This is a genomic window from Gaoshiqia sp. US2, from assembly GCF_059705485.1.
Window position 1 is genome coordinate 1892329 of record NZ_AP048550.1, and the last position, 18343, is coordinate 1910671.

The 18343-nt window shown below is 45.1% G+C and carries 12 protein-coding genes and 2 tRNA genes; 7 read left to right on the forward strand and 7 right to left on the reverse strand.

Annotation, left to right across the window (positions count from 1 at the left end; genetic code table 11):
• The first annotated feature begins 16 nt into the window (after positions 1 to 16).
• The 3 genes from AC6H3C_RS07485 to AC6H3C_RS07495 all read left to right on the forward strand — a co-directional run bounded on the left by AC6H3C_RS07485 (position 17) and on the right by AC6H3C_RS07495 (position 4285).
• A complete protein-coding gene (locus AC6H3C_RS07485; protein ID WP_497520100.1) occupies positions 17 to 1483 on the forward strand; it encodes an aminotransferase class V-fold PLP-dependent enzyme in 1467 nt (488 codons plus the stop codon).
• A 103-nt stretch (positions 1484 to 1586) separates the two neighbouring features.
• Positions 1587 to 1937, forward strand: a complete 351-nt coding sequence (locus tag AC6H3C_RS07490; protein WP_497520102.1) for a hypothetical protein — start codon at positions 1587 to 1589, stop codon at positions 1935 to 1937.
• Positions 1938 to 2260: 323 nt separating this feature from the next.
• Positions 2261 to 4285: a tetratricopeptide repeat-containing sensor histidine kinase gene (locus AC6H3C_RS07495; RefSeq protein WP_497520103.1), complete on the forward strand. Its 2025-nt coding sequence runs from the start codon at positions 2261 to 2263 to the stop codon at positions 4283 to 4285.
• Between the two features lie 22 nt (positions 4286 to 4307).
• On the opposite strand, the gene AC6H3C_RS07500 is transcribed toward AC6H3C_RS07495, so the two are convergent.
• The 3 genes from AC6H3C_RS07500 to AC6H3C_RS07510 form a co-directional block, all read right to left on the reverse strand.
• Positions 4308 to 6239 carry a dipeptidyl-peptidase 3 family protein gene (locus AC6H3C_RS07500; protein WP_497520104.1) on the reverse strand — a complete coding sequence of 644 codons (1932 nt, stop codon included), beginning with the start codon at positions 6237 to 6239 and terminating at the stop codon, positions 4308 to 4310.
• Positions 6236 to 6922: a TrmH family RNA methyltransferase gene (locus AC6H3C_RS07505; protein ID WP_497520105.1), complete on the reverse strand. Its 687-nt coding sequence runs from the start codon at positions 6920 to 6922 to the stop codon at positions 6236 to 6238. The genes AC6H3C_RS07500 and AC6H3C_RS07505 overlap by 4 nt, the downstream gene beginning before the upstream one ends.
• A 204-nt stretch (positions 6923 to 7126) precedes the next feature.
• Complete coding sequence (locus tag AC6H3C_RS07510; protein ID WP_423128548.1) at positions 7127 to 7396, reverse strand: HU family DNA-binding protein; 270 nt, start codon at positions 7394 to 7396, stop codon at positions 7127 to 7129.
• A gap of 268 nt (positions 7397 to 7664) precedes the next feature.
• Between AC6H3C_RS07510 and AC6H3C_RS07515 the strand changes: the two genes are divergently transcribed.
• Positions 7665 to 7749: transfer RNA gene (locus AC6H3C_RS07515), tRNA-Ser, on the forward strand.
• 169 nt (positions 7750 to 7918) lie between these two features.
• On the opposite strand, the gene AC6H3C_RS07520 is transcribed toward AC6H3C_RS07515, so the two are convergent.
• Positions 7919 to 7990, reverse strand: a tRNA-Arg gene (locus AC6H3C_RS07520).
• A gap of 398 nt (positions 7991 to 8388) precedes the next feature.
• Here AC6H3C_RS07520 and AC6H3C_RS07525 point away from each other — a divergent pair.
• The 3 genes from AC6H3C_RS07525 to AC6H3C_RS07535 are packed head-to-tail and all read left to right on the forward strand — an operon-like array spanning position 8389 to position 11805.
• Complete coding sequence (locus AC6H3C_RS07525; protein WP_497520106.1) at positions 8389 to 9069, forward strand: succinate dehydrogenase cytochrome b subunit; 681 nt, start codon at positions 8389 to 8391, stop codon at positions 9067 to 9069.
• A gap of 18 nt (positions 9070 to 9087) precedes the next feature.
• Positions 9088 to 11025, forward strand: coding sequence for a fumarate reductase/succinate dehydrogenase flavoprotein subunit (locus AC6H3C_RS07530; protein ID WP_497520107.1), 1938 nt, complete (start codon positions 9088 to 9090; stop codon positions 11023 to 11025).
• A gap of 24 nt (positions 11026 to 11049) precedes the next feature.
• On the forward strand, positions 11050 to 11805 hold the full coding sequence (locus AC6H3C_RS07535) for a succinate dehydrogenase/fumarate reductase iron-sulfur subunit (protein ID WP_497520108.1): 756 nt from the start codon (positions 11050 to 11052) through the stop codon (positions 11803 to 11805).
• A gap of 368 nt (positions 11806 to 12173) precedes the next feature.
• On the opposite strand, the gene AC6H3C_RS07540 is transcribed toward AC6H3C_RS07535, so the two are convergent.
• The 3 genes from AC6H3C_RS07540 to AC6H3C_RS07550 all read right to left on the reverse strand — a co-directional run bounded on the left by AC6H3C_RS07540 (position 12174) and on the right by AC6H3C_RS07550 (position 18326).
• The gene (locus tag AC6H3C_RS07540; protein ID WP_497520110.1) at positions 12174 to 13310 is read right to left on the reverse strand and encodes a glycoside hydrolase family 130 protein; all 1137 of its coding nucleotides are present in this window, start codon (positions 13308 to 13310) and stop codon (positions 12174 to 12176) included.
• 187 nt (positions 13311 to 13497) lie between these two features.
• Positions 13498 to 14979 carry a RagB/SusD family nutrient uptake outer membrane protein gene (locus tag AC6H3C_RS07545; protein WP_497520111.1) on the reverse strand — a complete coding sequence of 494 codons (1482 nt, stop codon included), beginning with the start codon at positions 14977 to 14979 and terminating at the stop codon, positions 13498 to 13500.
• A gap of 23 nt (positions 14980 to 15002) precedes the next feature.
• Positions 15003 to 18326, reverse strand: a complete 3324-nt coding sequence (locus tag AC6H3C_RS07550; RefSeq protein WP_497520112.1) for a SusC/RagA family TonB-linked outer membrane protein — start codon at positions 18324 to 18326, stop codon at positions 15003 to 15005.
• Between the last annotated feature and the right edge of the window lie 17 nt (positions 18327 to 18343).

Consider the following 18343-nt stretch of genomic DNA (forward strand, 5'->3'; position numbering starts at 1 on the left):
GTATAAAAGCATGATTATGAAGTCATTGGAGGTGTATTTTGATAAATTTAGAAAACAAATAATCGGGAATGAGCAGTATTTCGTAAGTCCTTATGGAAGAAAAAAGATTTGTTATGCTGACTGGATTGCCAGCGGACGTTTATATCGCCCGATTGAGGAGAAAATCAGGGACGAATTTGGGCCGTTTGTGGCCAATACACACAGCGAGACAAGCGAAACGGGCGCATGTATGACCTGCGCGTATCAGTTGTCTCATCAAATCATTAAGCAACATGTCAATGCAGGCCCCAATGATGTGATCATCACTGCCGGTTTCGGGATGACAGCTGTGATCAATAAGTTCCACCGGATTCTCGGCATCCGTTTGTGTGGTAAACAATTTAAAAAGCCACCGATGAATGAACAGGATAAGCCCGTGGTTTTCATTACGCACATGGAACATCATTCCAACCACACCTGTTGGTACGAAACAACAGCCGATGTGGTGTTGATTGAACCGGATGACCAGTTAATGGTCAATCCGGAAAATCTCCGCAAGAAACTGGAGGAATACAAGGACCGTTCGTTTAAAATAGGTTCATTTACGGCTTGTTCCAATGTAACAGGCATACGTACGCCTTATTATGAGCTGGCCAGGATTATGCACGAGTATGGAGGTGTGGTGTTCATTGATTTTGCCGCATCGGCGCCTTACGACGACATTAACATGCACCCCGACGATCCCATGATGAAATTGGATGCCGTGATGTTTTCGCCACATAAATTTCTTGGCGGACCCGGCTCGTCAGGGGTGTTAATCTTTGATAAGTCGATGTACCACAATGCTGTACCCGACCATCCGGGCGGAGGAACCGTTGACTGGACCAATCCCTGGGGAAAATATAAATATGTTGACGATATTGAAGCGCGGGAAGATGGCGGTACGCCTGGGTTTTTACAATCCATCCGCGCAGCGCTCTGTTTTCAATTGAAAGACCAGATGGGGATCGAAAATATCCGCAAGCGGGAAGAAGAACTGCTGCAACTGGCTTTCGACGGACTGGACCGTATTCCCGAAGTGGTCATCCTGGCCAATCATCAGTGCGACCGGCTCGGTATCATTTCATTTTATGTGCCCGGTATTCATTATAACTTGCTGGTTCGCCTGTTAAACGATTTGTACGGGATCCAGGTGCGCGGGGGTTGCGCTTGTGCCGGAACTTACGGACATTTTATACTCGAAGTGAGTTATGAACGTTCATCCGAAATCACAGAAATGATCAATATGGGCGACCTGTCTGATAAGCCGGGATGGGTGCGCTGGTCATTACACCCGACGATGACCAATGCCGAGGTTGAATTATTTATCACGGGTTTAAAAGATATTATTCAGTATATTGAAGGTTATCGAAAACAGTACGTTCCGGTTCCGAGGACAAATACCTACCGGCATCAGGAAGAAAAAGACTACCGGGAAAAAACAAAATCGTGGTTTATCTTATAAAATTGCTTCTGATACACATCCTTTTGATGTGAAGAATACATAAAATCTTCATAACTTACAGATCAGAAATGATCAATTGGAATAACTATTAAATTTATTATTTATGAAGATTTTTAAACCTTACTTAAGTTTAGGCAAAACCACGGAGAACTACCTGCTCGAAGTCGTCTTCAGCACGCTAAGAACAAAAAACATTGTGAGTATCGAGCAAAAAGAAGTTGTCAAGGAAGAAAAAACCTACTGGGGTGTGATTATTACCCTCTCGTCGCAAATTCAGGCTGTAAATGCGCCTGAGCCACTTGTTTTATCGGCCTCCGTGAATATTGATCTGAATATTCCGACAGAATACAAAACGATAAAATGCATGATCCAACAAGCTGACGAACCCGGGGAACTTGCAAAAACATCCTCAGTCCGTGAAGAAACGGATATCGATTTTGAAGATTGGGGTTAAGCCCGGTGGCTCCAGGTACCGAAACGGCGTCGAAATCGGGTGACGGTGTTTTCCCAAAATACATCTGACGATTCAACGCGGAAAGAAGGCTAAGGCTACCGGGGCAAGCGATTAAGACTGTTGAATCAAATACAAAGGTGCAATTTAAAAACTGCACCTTTGTTATGATTAAGCCAGTTGTTTTTTGTAATTTACTGCCACAAAATAAGTCTTCAACCGTAGTCCGTATGTGTAAACAGCTTGTAACAACTCTCATTGTTCTCTCAGGTTTATCCCTGACATATGCAACAGGCTTTATTCCGTCCAAAACCGGAACGGATAACATGAGAATAGATCAACTGGTGCACGAGTTGGAGTTGTTGATTGCCAGGGATTTGGACAGCGCTCTTGTTTTGAGCAGAAAAATACAGGACGATTCTCAACGAATCAATTACCTTTCGGGGACTTGGGAAACCATGCTGCTTCAGGGAAAGATATACAACGCAATTGGCAAAGCGGATTCGTCGCTTCTTGTGCTGAACCAGGTATTAGACCTTTCGCGGGAACAACAAAATCACGTTCTGGAACTGAAAGCCCTAATCGGGCTTGCTACCACCTTTCAGAAAAACTTCAACTTTGAATCTGCCATAGTCAACCTCATACAGGCCGAAAAGCTTTTACGCGACGACGATCCCTTCGATTTAAGATTGCAAACCCTTAACCAGTTGGGGATTGTTCACCGAAAATTGAAAAATTACCCGGCAGCCGAAGCTTATTTCAATCAGTTGGAAGAAAACTATTTTTTTCAGTTAAACGAAGAACAACGCTTCGGTTTATATATGAATAAGGGGAATGTTTATGCTGACCAAAAAAAGTTTGATGAAACGGAAGTCAATTTTAATAAAGCCTATGCTGAAGTAAAAAAAACAGATCATCCCGAGAATTTGGCCCTGATTTCGTACAACCTGGGAGCTCTGTATTACCGGAAGAAGGACTATAATAAGTCCCAATCCTATATTTTTGAAGCGCTGCAAGCCTATAAAAAGATTGGTGCACTCCAGTATATCGAGGGTTGTTACCGGGTATTGGGAGCGATTAGTTACGATCTGGAAAAGTACCGGGAAGCTGAAAATTATTACCAGAAAGCATTGGAAATTGCCCGGGAAATTAATAATCCGAAATCGATCCTTGGGAATTACAAGAACCTTTATTTAAACAACCTCAAATTGGCCGAACAAACCGGCCGGGTAAGCTATTACGCCAACACCGTTGAATACCAGAGTAAATGGTCTGCCCTGAAAGACAGCCTTTACAACGCCGAAATGGCGGATAAAATTCTCGAACTGGAAAAGAAATATGAAACTGAAAAGAAAAACTCCCAGATTAGCTTGCTTGAAAAGGAAAACCAGATTAAAGCCGATGAATTAATTATAAAACGCTCTCAACAAAACATGCTTCTGATATTGGTCGGATTTATCCTGATCATCCTGTTTGTTTTTATTTATGCGTATGTTTATGCCAAACGCATCAACAAATTGTTGCAGGAACAAAGCCGGAAAATATTGAGCCAGCAAAGTCAGATTCAGCATCAGAATGAAAAACTCCAAAAATCGGTAAATACTCAAAATAAACTATTCAGTATCATTGCCCACGACCTGAGAAGCCCGTTAATCACGGTATCCAATTTTTCAAAGCTGATCAATTTTTACCTGAAAGACAACCGTTTTGATTCCGTTAAGGATATGGCCAAACAGATGGATCAGAAAAATGATCATGTACTGGAGTTGACAGATAATTTGTTGAGCTGGGCGAAAAGTCAATCAGACAGTCTGACTCCGGTTTGGGAGAAAATTAGCATCAATGAAGTCATTGACGAAAGCCTGGATATTTACGAATCAGTGGCCAATAACAAGGAAATCAGCATGGTATACACCGAACAGGAAGATTGCCTGTTGTGGACAGACCGTAACATGCTCAAAACCATTTGCCGCAACCTGATGAATAATGCGATTAAATTTACCCCACGGCACGGCATGGTTGAACTTTACGTTGAGAAACAGGATAGGTTTTCAAAAATTTGCATCAGGGATACCGGGATTGGTATGTCAGAGAAAATGATGGATTCGCTCTTTGACATGGGGACTTCCAAAGAAACCCATACCGGCACCGAGGGTGAGAAATGCACCGGGCTTGGACTTTCTGTCTGCAAAGAGTTTACAGAAACACTTGGCGGACAAATAACTGTACAAAGCGAACCAGGTAAGGGTAGTACATTTTGCTTTACCATACCGCTTTTTGATCCGCTTTTGCTGCCCGATTCAATACATGATCCCATAGAAACAGATCCTGTACCGGCATTTCAGGCATGAAAGCCAGCAGCCAAAAGAAATTTCAGGATGCCAGGAATCCGTACGTCTCCGAATAATTCAACATCTGTTCTGTATACCCCATCGAATAATCAACGGCAACATCGACCACTTCGCCTGATGAATTTCGGACCAGCGAAAGCTCCGGGTTGACAAATCCGGAATAGGGGGCAAGATCAAGCTTTCCAAACCGTTCAAGAATTTCGGTATGTAAATCACGTTCAACCTTCACGCCGTAGGTTTCAATCAACTGTCGGGCCGCGGCATAATCGCCTTCCGACTTTATCCGCTGAACTTCGTTCAATAATTGGCCGAACAATTTCCGGAGTTGCACATAGTCATTTATTTTGACGAAAGTTTTATTATTCCGACGAAAAAAGACGATGACGTTTTCGGCTTTTCCATGCTCAAAGGCCCATCGGGCAATAAGCTGGCGATTGCGCATATGAGACTCTTCCAGGTCTTTTCCGGATTCGATCCGGGTGAGCTGCGTAAGCAGGCCGTTCCGGATATAGGCATCATATTCGGCCATACCACATTGTTTGGAAGGGACAAGACCTAATTGCAACAATTGATCATCGGCAATGTAATATAAGGCAAATAAGTCAGCACGGGTTTCCTCAATCGTCGAATAATAATTTTTCAGGTCCTCCGAGCTAACCCCCGGGAGCATTAAGCCGGAACCATGCCCCAGGCATTCATGCAAATCGGTGTGAAGGTTGCCGGCTAACTGTCCGTATGTTTTGGTTCGCTTAACTTCTTCGGCCGATGCGGCAAACTCTTCGAGCATACCGTTTCCCAGCGAATCCAGAAAGTAGGCGTGGGTAATATTCTCGATTGTCACCGATTTTGATCCGTAAAGCTCCCGGATCCATTCGGCATTGGGTAAATTAATTCCGATCGGCGTATGCGGGTAACAATCGCCTCCAAGCATGGCTACGTTAATTACTTTCGCGCTGACTCCTTTGACTTCCTTCTTCTTAAAAAGCTCATTCACCGGAGAATTGGCCTCGAACCAGGCTGCATTTTCCGACAATACCCGGGCCCGTTCACTCCCTTCCATGTCTTTATAGTTAACAATCGACTCCCAGCTTCCTTTTATTCCAAGCGGGTCGCCGTACACTTCAATAAAACCATTCACAAAATCAATCATCCCTTCATTTTCGGCGACCCACAAGATGCTGTATTCGTCGAATAATTTGAGATCACCGGTCACGTAAAACGCGATCAATTTTCGGATCAGCTCCTGCTGCCGGATATTCTCAGCAAACGGCACTGCTTTTTCCAGCCAGTCAATAATTTTCCGGATAGCCTTTCCGTACTTGCCATCTGCCTTCCAGACCACTTCTTTCAACGTTCCGTCTTCCTTTACCAGTTGTGAGTTCAAACCGAAAGAAGGAGCCTGCTTTCCGGCAACTTTTCGTTTATCTTCATAAAATTGCTCCGCCTCTGTTTGATTTACCGATCGATAATAATTCATGGCCGATTCGTCGAGTAAGTCTTTGCGGCTATCCTGGCTCACCCGTTTGGCCTCGCGCTGCGGATTAAATATAACATCAAGAATATCTTCCAAATCAGTGTCAACACGAACAGATTTCAGGTCTGATTGCTCCATCATTCTTTCAAAAATCGAACGCTCAAATCCGGGTTTAAACTTGTCCATCGAGTAATGATGATGGATTCCGTTGGCGAACCAAACCCGTTTCAGGTAAATCAGAAAGGCTGAAAATTCGTCGGAATGCCGGTTTCCGCGGTAAGTTTTGTAAATGGTTTCGAGTAAACTCCGAATCTGTAAATTGTACCTGTTATTTTGATCCCACAGGATATCGCGGCCGCAACGGGCTGCCTTGCTCAGATAATACACATATTGTTTTTGTTTCAGGTCCAGTTTCTCAAAACCTGTCAGTTCGTAACGCAAAATTTTAACATCCGCGAATTTTTCGATAAACACATTCATGATTCTTTCAGCTTATTTCTGATGTCAAATTGTTCTTCAATGAGCTCTGCTGTTTTTATTGTACGACGCAACCATTCCAGTTTTATTTCTGCACGCTCTTCAGCCGTCAGTTTCCAGTCGATATGGGAATGAAACCGTAGCTGATGCGTCAAATAGTGCAAAATAATGGCTGCCGAAACCGATATATTCAAGCTTTCGGTAAACCCATACATGGGAATCTTCAGAAACTCATCGGCTTCCTCTTTGATCACGTCCGAAATTCCTGTGAGTTCGGTGCCGAAAAACAGGGCTAATTTTCCTTTATTCAGGTCGAAATCTTCAAGACTGACGTCTCCTTCATGCGGGGTAGTCGCTACGATCCGGTAGCCCTTATTCCGCAAATAGTTAACAGCTTCGAGGCTATTATTTTCCTGTTTGTTGAATTTTTTCACATTTAACCATTTTGAAGCGCCCATGGCTACTTCCCGGTCAACCTCAAAACGGTTACCGTTTTCAATGACGTAAACATCCTGTACCCCGAAACAATCAACCGACCGTAACACTGCGCTGGCATTTTGCGGCTGATAAATGTCTTCCAACGCGACGGTCAGGTATTTTGTCCGCTGATCCAGCAGACGTTCGAACAATCCGAGCCGTTCGGGTGTGATAAATTCAGATAAATAGTTTATTCGTTTTTCATCCATAGCTTCACCAACAATTAATGGATGGATATGATGCCCGGCGATTATTTCACATAATCAGGTTCGTTTCATACGACAAAGCATCTCTCCGAGATTTAAACCGGCATCCGATTTCACTTACGAATGATTTTTGTGCCGGTTTTCAGGCAAAATTAAAAAAGGGAAGCTTAACCGGCTTCCCTTTTTTAATTTCTTTTCCAAATAATCCTAGATTGTATCTGCAAGTTCTGCACCAGGTTTGAACTTAACTACTTTCTTTTCAGGAATTTCAATAGGAGCTCCTGACTGTGGATTTCTACCTGTTCTTGCACTACGGGATGAAACCGCAAAAGAACCAAATCCGATCAATGCGACACGGTCGCCATTTTTCAATGCATCAGTTGTTGCTTCAACAAATGCATCAAGAGCTTTTTTAGCATCAGCTTTAGTAAGGCCTGCTTTTTCGGCAATGGCGTCAATTAATTGAGCTTTGTTCATAGGAAAACATGTTTAGGGTTTAAAAATAAACTGATTATTATTATTTGTTTATTGACATAGTTTTATTATTAATCAGATAATTGCGGCATAATTTTATCAAAACATCAGTAAAATCAATACTTTTAGTCGCCTCAATTTTAAGTTTTATAAAATTCTAAAATAAGATTTAAAAAAGCAAACCTTATCTCACTTTTTTTTTGCCGGTAGATTTTTTTTTTCATTTTATTTTGTGTTTAAAAAAAATCATCTACTTTTGCCGCCACATCACGGAGAGATGGCAGAGTGGTCGAATGCGGCGGTCTTGAAAACCGTTGATCTTCACGGGTCCGGGGGTTCGAATCCCTCTCTCTCCGCAAAAAGAGCTGGTTACCTGGGGTGCCGGCTCTTTTTTTTAGCAATTTTTTGGACGTGGGGTAACGTGTTTCAGTGGTTCTGAGGGATCAAACTGTCCCCTGTGCTGTCCTCTGAAAAACACAAAATCCTGTAAATTATTAATTTACAGGATTTTGTGTTTTTATTCAGTAGTCCCACCGGGAATCGAACCCGGATTTACAGTTTAGGAAACTGTCGTTCTATCCGTTGAACTATGGAACCATGTTGAAGCGGTGCAAAAATAGAAAAAAGCTGGCTTATTCAAAAAAATAGCTGAGCTTAGCTCAAAAAATATACTTTTTTGTACGATTGAACATGTTTGAGGAGTTTTACCGGCATAACCGGAGCTGCTTTTTCCCGTTTTATTGATCATTTTCGGTTATTCCCGGCTGATTTCATCCTGTTTTCATCCGTGATTTCTTAACAGAAATTTTACAAGCATTTTTCAATCAAATCACTGGATCTCAATAGCTTGTTTTTTTTTACGGCGAATTGTGCTTAGAAACATTTTAAATTATTTAATTTAGACATGCTTTAATTGGCTGAAAAGCCGCTTAAGCCTACTTTTGCGGTGCTTTTAAATAATAAGTTTTAATGTATAAATATAAATCAGTTATCCTATGAGCAATTTTCTGACTGCCTCTATCGGAAGAAAGTTTATCATGAGCATCTCGGGACTTTTCCTGATCATGTTCATTTGCGTGCATTTGGGAATTAACCTGCTATTGATTTTTGATGACAGCGGACGGTTATTCAATTTGGGCGCAAACTTTATGGCAACAAATCCCCTGATCAAAGTGATGGAACCACTGCTTGGCCTTGGATTTATTGTCCATATTATCTGGTCTTTTATAATCAGTTATCAAAACTACAAAGCCCGACCGGTTGGCTATGCACAATCCAATGCATCGTACTCAAGTAGTTGGGCCTCGCGTAACATGTTGATTATTGGTGCCTTAGTACTCGTGTTCCTCGTGATTCACGTGATGAACTTTTTCTACGTCATTAAATTTGATCCGCATTCGTTGGATGCAGTCGTAATTGATGGTATTGAAATGCACGATTCGTACACCTTGGTTGCCGGTTTGTTTAAATCAAGCGTTGTTTATTGCATCGTTTATGTGATTGGAGGCGTTTTGCTGGGGCTACACCTGGGACATGGGTTTTGGTCGTCATTCCAGACAATCGGACTGACCAATAAACATTGGCTCACACGTTTGCAGTTTGTTGGTAAAATTTACGCCATCGTTGTAACGGTTGGTTTCTCCATCATTCCCTTGTATTTCCTGATTAAATTTTAATCGAAAAGAAATTGAATTATGAGCGTATTAAATGCAAAAATACCTGAAGGGCCTTTAGCCCTGAAATGGACAAATTATAAAGATCACCAGAAACTGGTTAACCCGGCAAACAAACGTAAGCTGGATATCATTATCGTTGGCACCGGTTTGGCGGGAGCTTCGGCTGCTGCGTCGCTTGGTGAAATGGGATTCAATGTAAAGAACTTTACCATCCAGGATTCGCCCCGCCGTGCTCACTCCATTGCTGCGCAAGGAGGTATTAATGCCGCAAAAAACTATCCAAACGATGGTGACTCGGTTTACCGCCTGTTCTACGATACCATCAAAGGAGGAGATTACCGTGCCCGCGAAGCCAATGTGTATCGTTTGGCTGAAGTAAGCAACAGCATCATCGACCAGTGTGTGGCGCAAGGCGTTCCCTTTGCCCGCGAATACGGGGGTTTGCTCGATAACCGTTCATTTGGGGGAGCACAGGTTAGCCGTACCTTTTATGCAAAAGGCCAAACCGGACAACAGTTGCTGCTGGGCGCTTACCAGGCGTTGATGCGCCAGGTGAATGCCGGAACTGTAAAAATGTACACGCGTACGGAGTTAGTTGATATTGTGATTGTTGACGGCAAGGCTCGTGGCATTATTGCCCGCGACCTGGTAACCGGCGAATTGCAACGCCATTTCGGACATGCCGTGGTACTGGCCACCGGTGGTTACGGAAACGCCTTCTTCCTGTCGACAAACGCGATGGGATCGAACGGTTCGGCAGCCATTAAGGCTTTCCACAAGGGCGCTTTCTTTGCCAATCCATGTATGGCCCAGATTCACCCAACCTGTATTCCGGTTCACGGCGAGTTTCAAAGTAAACTGACCCTGATGTCGGAATCGCTGCGTAACGATGGTCGTATCTGGGTTCCTGCAAAAAAAGAAGATGCTGAAGCCATTCGTGCCGGAAAACTGAAACCAACCCGGATCGCCGAAGCAGACCGCGATTATTACCTGGAGCGGCGTTACCCGGCTTTTGGAAACCTCGTGCCACGCGACGTGGCTTCGCGTGCTGCCAAAGAACGCTGCGATGCAGGCTATGGCGTGGGTACCGGTTTGGCCGTTTATCTCGATTTTAAATCGTCGATTGAACGTTTGGGTAAGGACGTGATCGAAGCCCGTTACGGTAACCTGTTCCAGATGTACGAAAAAATTGTTGACGAAAATCCATACGAAACTCCGATGATGATTTACCCGGCCATCCACTACACCATGGGAGGTATTTGGGTTGATTATGAACTTCAAACAAACATTCCCGGTTTGTTTGCTGCCGGCGAGGCCAACTTCTCCGATCACGGAGCCAACCGGCTGGGCGCTTCGGCATTGATGCAGGGATTGGCTGATGGCTACTTCGTATTGCCTTACACCGTTCAGAACTACCTGGCCGACGACATCCGCACTCCGCGAATGACGACGGATGAAAAAGAATTTGTTGAGGCCGAAAAAGCGGTAAAAGCACGTTTCGAAAAGCTGATGAGCATAAAAGGTAACCGCTCAGTCGATAGTTTGCACAAAGAGCTTGGTCTGGTGATGTGGGATTTTGTTGGCATGGGCCGTAACGAGGAAGGTTTGAAACATGCCATCGAACGTATTGCCGAAATCAAGAAAGAGTTCTGGAGTAATGTCCGCATTCCGGGAGATATCACCGGAATGAATATTGAATTGGAAAAAGCCAACCGCCTGGCCGATTTTATCGAAATTGGCGATTTGATGGCCCGTGATGCGTTGAACCGCGAGGAATCCTGCGGGGGACACTTCCGCGAAGAGTATCAAACCGGAGAAGGTGAGGCCCTCCGTCAGGATGATAAATTCGCTTTCGTTTCGTGCTGGGAATACAAAGGCGACGATGCTGAACCCTTACTTCATAAAGAAGAACTGGTTTACGAAAGCGTGAAGATGGTTCAACGTAATTACAAGTAATGGCTTTTTAAAACGAGATCAATCATGGAAAAAATAATAAATCTCACATTAAAAGTGTGGCGTCAGAACGGTCCCAAAGAGAAAGGTCGTTTTGAAACCTACAAGGTAAATAACATCTCAACCGACAGCTCGTTCCTGGAAATGATGGACATCCTGAACGAGCAGCTCATCAGCGAAAACAAAGAACCGGTTGCATTTGACCACGACTGCAGGGAAGGAATCTGCGGGATGTGCTCGTTATACATCAACGGACGCCCGCACGGACCTGACGAGGATATCACCACTTGCCAGTTGCACATGCGTAAGTTTAAAGATGGTGAAACGGTAACCATTGAACCATGGCGTGCTGCCGCTTTCCCGATTATTAAAGACCTGATTGTTGACCGTTCGGCCTTTGATAAAATTATTGCAGCCGGAGGTTATGTTTCGGTCAACACCGGAGGGGTACCCGATGCCAACGCCATCCCCATTCCGAAACAGGATGCCGACGAGGCGATGGACGCGGCATCGTGCATTGGTTGCGGGGCTTGTGTTGCTGCCTGTAAAAACTCATCGGCCATGTTGTTTGTTTCGGCTAAAGTCAGCCAGTTGGCCTTACTGCCGCAAGGACGGGTTGAAGCTGCCCGCCGCGCCAAAGCGATGGTAGCTAAAATGGACGAACTGGGTTTTGGCGGTTGTACCAACACCGGCGCCTGCGAGGTGGAATGCCCCAAAAACATTTCTCTGACGAATATTGCACGGTTGAACCGGGAGTATTTGAAAGCAAGATTTGCCGAATAAGAGCTATTCAAAATTGAAATAGGAGCCCCGTCAATTTTTTTGGCGGGGTTTTTCTTATGAAGAATCGGACAAGCAATCATCAATACGATGAATTTATTTGGCTTGGTTTTAACGTTCAGCGACGGAAAAAACAAAGCCTGCCCAAAAAATCATTCACGGGTCAATCCGCGATGTATTTTTGGGCAGGCTCATTTTCAGGTGTAAAATAAATGACCGTTATTTTTTAAACGATAAAGCCAGCAAATAAAGCGCCCAGGAATGCGCCAAATAAGGCCGGAAGGATCTTTGACAGAGACGTTTTATTTTCCACTTTATTTCAGTTTTTAGTTGCCGGCAAGTATGGAAAAATAACGTTGAGGCATTAATAACTAATCCGGTTTTACCTTTAATTCGGCTACGGCAATTTTTGAATCGGCTGTGCCATAGTATAGTAGCCATCTGTCTTTAAAAAATGCCAACCCTTCCACGAAACAAACATTGTTTACCTGACCGGTAATTTCGAATGGCTGGTCGGGAGTAATAAACCATTGATCGGTCCGGTGCAGAACTTTTGCCGGATTATTTTTGTCGAGTATCACTTGCCCGGCTGCGTAAGTTCCGTCGGCCAGGTTTTTGTCGCCGAACGCAGGGCTGTTTTTGCTGTTGTAAATAAACAAAATACCCTCTTCGGTAATCACGGCAGGCGGCCCGGGTTCCACCAATTCGCTGTCAAATTTTCCTTCACGTGTAGAGAACAGGATTTGAAACGACGTAGTATAATTGCGCATGGTATCCGGTTTCATCTTTTGAGGATCGGTCTCCAAAAGGGGAGTCCAGTCAATCAGGTTATCGGAGGTGGCCATATAAATATTTGATTCGCCCCAGTACATCCAGTATTTCCCGTTGATTTTTGTGGCGATCATTCGCCCGTTTTCCTGGCGGCACACAATTGATCCGGCTTTCGACCACATGGCCACATAGTCGTCGCCTGCTTTTTTAAATACAGAACCGTGTTTGGTCCAATGTCTCAAATCGGTGGATGTTGCTGTGAAAAGCCGGGCCTTATCTCCGTCGTAGGCCGTGTAAGTCATAAAATAAACGCCGTTTTCATCTTCAACCAGGCGGGGGTCTTCACATCCGCCTTCCCATTCATAGTTCTTGAATTCGTCTTCGTCGGGAAATAAAACCGGAGCCGGTACTTTTTGAAAATGGTACCCGTCGAGGCTATAGGCCAATCCGATTCGTGATGTGCCGTTGTATTTACCGATAGTATCTTCGGCCCGGTAAAGTAAAAATACCGTATCACCTTTTACTGCGCTGGCCGGATTGAAAACATCTTTCTCTTCCCAACGAACTTCGTGCTGACGCACCGGGCAATAAAACCAAAGGCTGTCGGAAGGAGTTAAGCAAGGGTTAATCTCCGGGTTTTTAGAAAAAGGGATTAAAAACCGGGCGGTTTGTTCCGTTTTCTGAACCTGGCATTGCACCAGTAAAAAAAGGCATGTCAATAAAACTAAAATTCTCATCTTTTCTGTTTTGAAATTATTTTTAATGTGTTGCAAATGAGGTTGTATCAAAAACTGTTGTCCGAAGCCTGTTGTTTGCCGGTGTTGCGCCGGAATAAGTTCTGACTGATCGCGGGAACAGTTTCCAATACAGCCTCATCGCTGAAATCAAGTTGTGCTTAAGCAGGACGGCACCACATCCGGTTGCTTAATACCCTGAATTTTGGGTAATACTTCCACCCGATTTGTCGATTTCGCCCTGCGGTATCGGGTACAGCATGTGATGATTCTGAAAACCGCGCGGCCCAAGTACATTCTGTGCTATTCCCCATCGTTTCAGGTCGTTAAACCGGTGCGACTCAAAGCCTAACTCGACCCGTCGTTCATGAATCAGCCAGTTCTTCACCACCGTTTTACTCGTCTCGTTCACGTTGCGGTCGGGCAGGGTACCTGCCGGCGGAGTAGAGCCGTTTGCCGTTACGGAGTTTCGCGCTCTTTGCCTGATGCTGTTGATCACGTTTATGGCATCGTTTGTTTTATCGGTTTCGAGTAATGCTTCGGCTTTCCACAGTAAAACATCGGCCCATCGGATATAGATCCGGTTGCTGGGGGAATCGTCATTCCCTTTATTGGTTCCGTCCAGCGTGCCCAGCAGTTTGTTGACATTTCTGGAGCCGGTATCAACCGTGTAAAGCAAACGCGGGTCATTGGCTTCAAATGCCTGGATGAAGTTTGTTTCAGGAGCAACAAATCCCCAACCGAGCAAGGCGCAGAGTCCGTTTCCTTTTTGCGGCGTTTGCGACGACTGATGATCGTAGGCAAAAATGACTTCATCGTCAGCAAATTCTTTCGTGACATCAAAACTGTCGAAATAGTTGGTATTTAGCTGGTAGTAGCCCAGGTTTTCCAGTTCGGCAACCAGGGTGATGACCTCTGTCCAACTTTGGTTGAAGAGGGCTACTTTGGCCTGCATGGCAATTACGGCCCCTTTTGAAGCCCGCCATCTTTCGGTATCGACCGGATATTTGCCGGCGGGCAAAAGATCTTTGGCATTCGTCAGATCGCCCTTGATTTGGCTCCACACTTCAGCTTTTGCCGTTCTGACGGCAACTTCATAAGCTTCTTCGAATGAATTCAGCGGACGAAGCAATAAAGGCACATCGCCAAAAACAGTAACCAGATCAAAATAATAGAAGGCTCTCAGGAAATAAGATTCGCCTAACAGCCGGTTTTTTAGCGCGGTTTCCATGTTCAGCTTACTCATCATCTCCGTGTCGGTCAGGTAACTGATGGCCGTGTTGGCCCGCGAAATGCCTTCGTAGTCGTAGCTCCAAATCCCGTTTAACCCACCGTTTGAGGCGATAAAGCTAAAATTCTCAAACTGGTCCATCCAGGCCTGGTCGCCATCGGGGTTCCATTTTTTCTGCATATCGTCTGAAGCGATATCCTGTAAAATAAAATCATTCCGGGTCACGGTACCATCGTCCCAGGCCCAGTTGCCAATGATGTTTAAGGTGCCCGAGAACAATTGATACGACGAACTGACGGAGTACCTGACACTGGTTACTGTCGGGTCCAGGTTCACCTGTTCCGGGGTCAATAAACCAATAGGATCTTCATTCAAATAATCATCGCAACTTATAAAAAGTAAGAAGAATGCGGTGAGAAATAAATTATATCTGGATTTCATATCTGTTTGATTTTATCGTTTAATTAAAAAGTCAGGTTAATACCCGCGATGAATGAACGGGATTGAGGATAAGTTCCCATGTCCATTAGGTCGGTTGATTCCGGATCCAGACCACTGTAGTTGGTGATGGTAAACACGTTTTGGGCAGAGAGGTAAAGCCGGATATTCTGCAAGCCAAACCGGCGGATGTTGGTAAATGAATAACCCAGCTCCACATTTTTCAGGCGGAGGAACGAAGCATCTTCCACGAAAATACTCGAAATCTTACTGCTCCCGTTATCGGTAAAACTTACGCGGGGCCTGCTGTTGGTCGAACCTTCCCCGTCCCAGCTGTCGAGTATGCCGGTGGTGTAGTTGAACGGCCGGGTATCGTAATCAACAATTTTTTTCGAATCGTTGTAGCGGTCAACTCCGCCAACGCCCTGGAACAGAAAAGACAGATCGAAATTTTTATAACTGCCTGAGAACGTTATGCCGTAAAGAACTTCCGGATTTGGATTGCCGATGAAATCGCGGTCGGTATCATCGATCCGGCCATCCGAGTTTAAATCCTTGAAGCGAATATCACCGGGAACAACAGTCGGGTTGGTGGTATTAAAAAGATGACTGGTAATTTCTGCGTTATTCTGATAAATTCCTTCAAACACATAGCCGTAGTAAGCGTTCAACGGTTGGCCGACTTCGGTGCGCGTTACCTGCCCGATAATGCTTGGCAGGTTTGGGTGTAATTTTTCCACTTTATTTTTGATGGCGGCAATATTGGCGTTGATGCTGTATTTAAATGCTTTATCACTGTTTCTGAAACTAAGCCCGAATTCAATTCCTTTATTGCTCACTTCGCCGGCGTTCACGATGGTTGGCTGAACGTCTCCCACAAATTTGGGAAGGGAAATCGGCAACAAAATGTCGGTCGTGTTTTTTTGGAAATAATCGGCCGACAGGTACAGCTTATTCTTGAAAAAGCCGGCGTCAATTCCATAGTTGTATTGCGTGGTTGTTTCCCATTTCAGATCCTTGTTTCCGTAACGCGAAGTCAAATACCGGTCGCCGTCTTTTCTGATCAGCGTGAGATAGGCATAATTGTCAATTTCCTGGTTTCCGAGCTGGCCTACGCTTACGCGAAGTTTTAGGTCGGAAAGCCAGTCATATGGCTTCATGAAGTTTTCTTCGGAAATTTTCCATCCGGCCGAAACCGACGGGAAATAGCCCCATTGGTTGTTTTCGGCAAAACGCGAGGAGGCATCGGCGCGGAAGTTTGCGGTAAGCATATACTTCGAATCGTACACATAAGTCGATGAGGCAAAAAACGACAACAGGGCCCATTCCGAACCGGTTCCGCCGTTCCATAAATCCTGCTCCGTACTGCCAAAGTCGATGTAGGTAAATTTTTCGGTGTCGTATTCGTAGCGTCGTCTGGAGGCACTGACAGATGATGCATAATTTGTGATGAACTCGCTTCCGATCAGTGCATTCACCGCGTGTTTACCGATTGTTTTCTGTAAGTCGAGGGTATTGTTCCACGAAAGCGTGAAGGCTTCGCCGCGGTCCTCATTCAAGCCGTTGGGCCGGTTTTGGCGGCCTGTTCCCTGATCCAGTTCATTGCCGCCGCCGTCGTCATCGCCAAAATTGCGGTAAAAGGCTTTGTTATGGGTGAAGTTCAAATCAATCCCTACATTGGTCCTGAATTTCAATGATTTGTCTTTCAGAAAAGCCACTTCGCCGAAAAGGTTTCCAAACGTTTTGAAATGCGAACGTTTATCATCGGTGAAATAGGCCAGGGCAACCGGGTTTTGCGTCCATTCGTATTTGTCGCTCTCCCAGCCTCCGGCGTCGCGGTTGTTGTGCAGGTAAAACGGCAAATCGGTAAACGGATCACGTTCAGTATAGGTTGGATCGCTCGTTTTTTTGTAAACGGAGATAACCGGCGGACGCAACAAGGCATGACGGATGATACCGGGGGTATCGCCCTTCGAGGACAGTTTATCCTGAATGGCGTAAGAAAGCTGCACATTGCTTCCCACTTTGATCCGGTCGGTCAGTTCGGCAATGATATTGGTCCTGAAGTTATACCGCTGGTACTTGTCGTTATCAAAAACCACGATTCCGTCCTGATCGTAGTAGCCCGTCGAAATCAGGTACTGCAATTTCTCATTTCCGCCGCTGGCTGTTAACTGAATATTCTGTGAGTAACCGGCTTCAAACACTTCGTCGAGCCAATCGGTGTTGGCAAAATCGGCCCGGCCTTTATCGGCGGTGTACGGGTTTACACCTCCGTATCCGGCATTGTTCCAGGCTTTTTCAACTACATTCAGGTATTGTTGCGTGTTGAGCAGTTTGGGAAGGTTAACGGCCTGCTGAACGCCACGGTAATAATTTACATCAAGCAAGGATTTTCCTTTTTCCCCGCTTTTTGTGGTGATAATAATCACCCCGGCCGACGCGCGTGAACCGTAAATGGCGGCTGCCGATGCATCTTTCAGTACGGTCATCGACTGAATGTCGGAAGGATTTAAGAAGTTCAATTCGCGGGTAGGAACTCCGTCAACGACATACAGGGGGTTGTTATTTCCAATAGTCCCTTCGCCCCTGATCCGGATGTTGATTTCGTCGCCGGGTGCGCCGGTACTTTGCGTTACCTGCACGCCGGCCACCTGGCCCTGCAGGGCCTGCGACAATTCGGCCACCCGGCGTTTTTTCATATCATCCACGTTCACCGGCGATACAGCTCCGGTTAAGGTCGACTTTTTCTGTACGCCGTAGCCTACCACCACCACTTCATCCACCCCGATGGTTTCTTCTGAAAGAGTAAAGTTCAGGTATTGCTGACCGGTAAACCGAACTTCCTGTTCTTTCATTCCCACGAATGAGCAAACCACGACGGCATCGGGCGGCACATTTCTTAAGGTAAACCTCCCGGAAAAGTCGGTGATGGTTCCAATGGTCGTTCCTTTGACCATGATTGTTGCACCCGGTATTGGTTCACCTTGTTCATTCGATACCAGACCCGAAACCGTGGCCTGTTCCTGTAACAGACTGTTTCCGGTTGGAATCGATTTTTCTTTCAGAATGATTTGGCGGTTGTGAATTTCGTAATTCACATTGGCTTGTTCGCAGACAACTTCGAGGATCTCGTTAAAATTCCTGTTTTCAAAGTCGAGCGACAGTTTTTTGCTGAAATCGAATATTTCATCTTTATACAAGAAGATGAAATTTGTTTGATCTTCAATCGACTGCAAAACTTCCCGGATGTCGGCGTTTTTGAAAGTGAGCGACAGGTTGGTCACCTGGGAATACGAATTGCCCAAAGAGACTATAACCAGCAAGGTAAAGCTTAGCGTTAGTTTCATTCTTCTGTAAATTTTTC

Coding starts and splice junctions, on each gene's coding strand:
- AC6H3C_RS07485 (WP_497520100.1), top strand. CDS start 17: ATGAAGTCATTGGAGGTGTATTTTGATAAATTTAGAAAACAAATAATC.
- AC6H3C_RS07490 (WP_497520102.1), top strand. CDS start 1,587: ATGAAGATTTTTAAACCTTACTTAAGTTTAGGCAAAACCACGGAGAAC.
- AC6H3C_RS07495 (WP_497520103.1), top strand. CDS start 2,261: ATGAGAATAGATCAACTGGTGCACGAGTTGGAGTTGTTGATTGCCAGG.
- AC6H3C_RS07500 (WP_497520104.1), bottom strand. CDS start 6,239: ATGAATGTGTTTATCGAAAAATTCGCGGATGTTAAAATTTTGCGTTAC.
- AC6H3C_RS07505 (WP_497520105.1), bottom strand. CDS start 6,922: ATGGATGAAAAACGAATAAACTATTTATCTGAATTTATCACACCCGAA.
- AC6H3C_RS07510 (WP_423128548.1), bottom strand. CDS start 7,396: ATGAACAAAGCTCAATTAATTGACGCCATTGCCGAAAAAGCAGGCCTT.
- AC6H3C_RS07525 (WP_497520106.1), top strand. CDS start 8,389: ATGAGCAATTTTCTGACTGCCTCTATCGGAAGAAAGTTTATCATGAGC.
- AC6H3C_RS07530 (WP_497520107.1), top strand. CDS start 9,088: ATGAGCGTATTAAATGCAAAAATACCTGAAGGGCCTTTAGCCCTGAAA.
- AC6H3C_RS07535 (WP_497520108.1), top strand. CDS start 11,050: ATGGAAAAAATAATAAATCTCACATTAAAAGTGTGGCGTCAGAACGGT.
- AC6H3C_RS07540 (WP_497520110.1), bottom strand. CDS start 13,310: ATGAGAATTTTAGTTTTATTGACATGCCTTTTTTTACTGGTGCAATGC.
- AC6H3C_RS07545 (WP_497520111.1), bottom strand. CDS start 14,979: ATGAAATCCAGATATAATTTATTTCTCACCGCATTCTTCTTACTTTTT.
- AC6H3C_RS07550 (WP_497520112.1), bottom strand. CDS start 18,326: ATGAAACTAACGCTAAGCTTTACCTTGCTGGTTATAGTCTCTTTGGGC.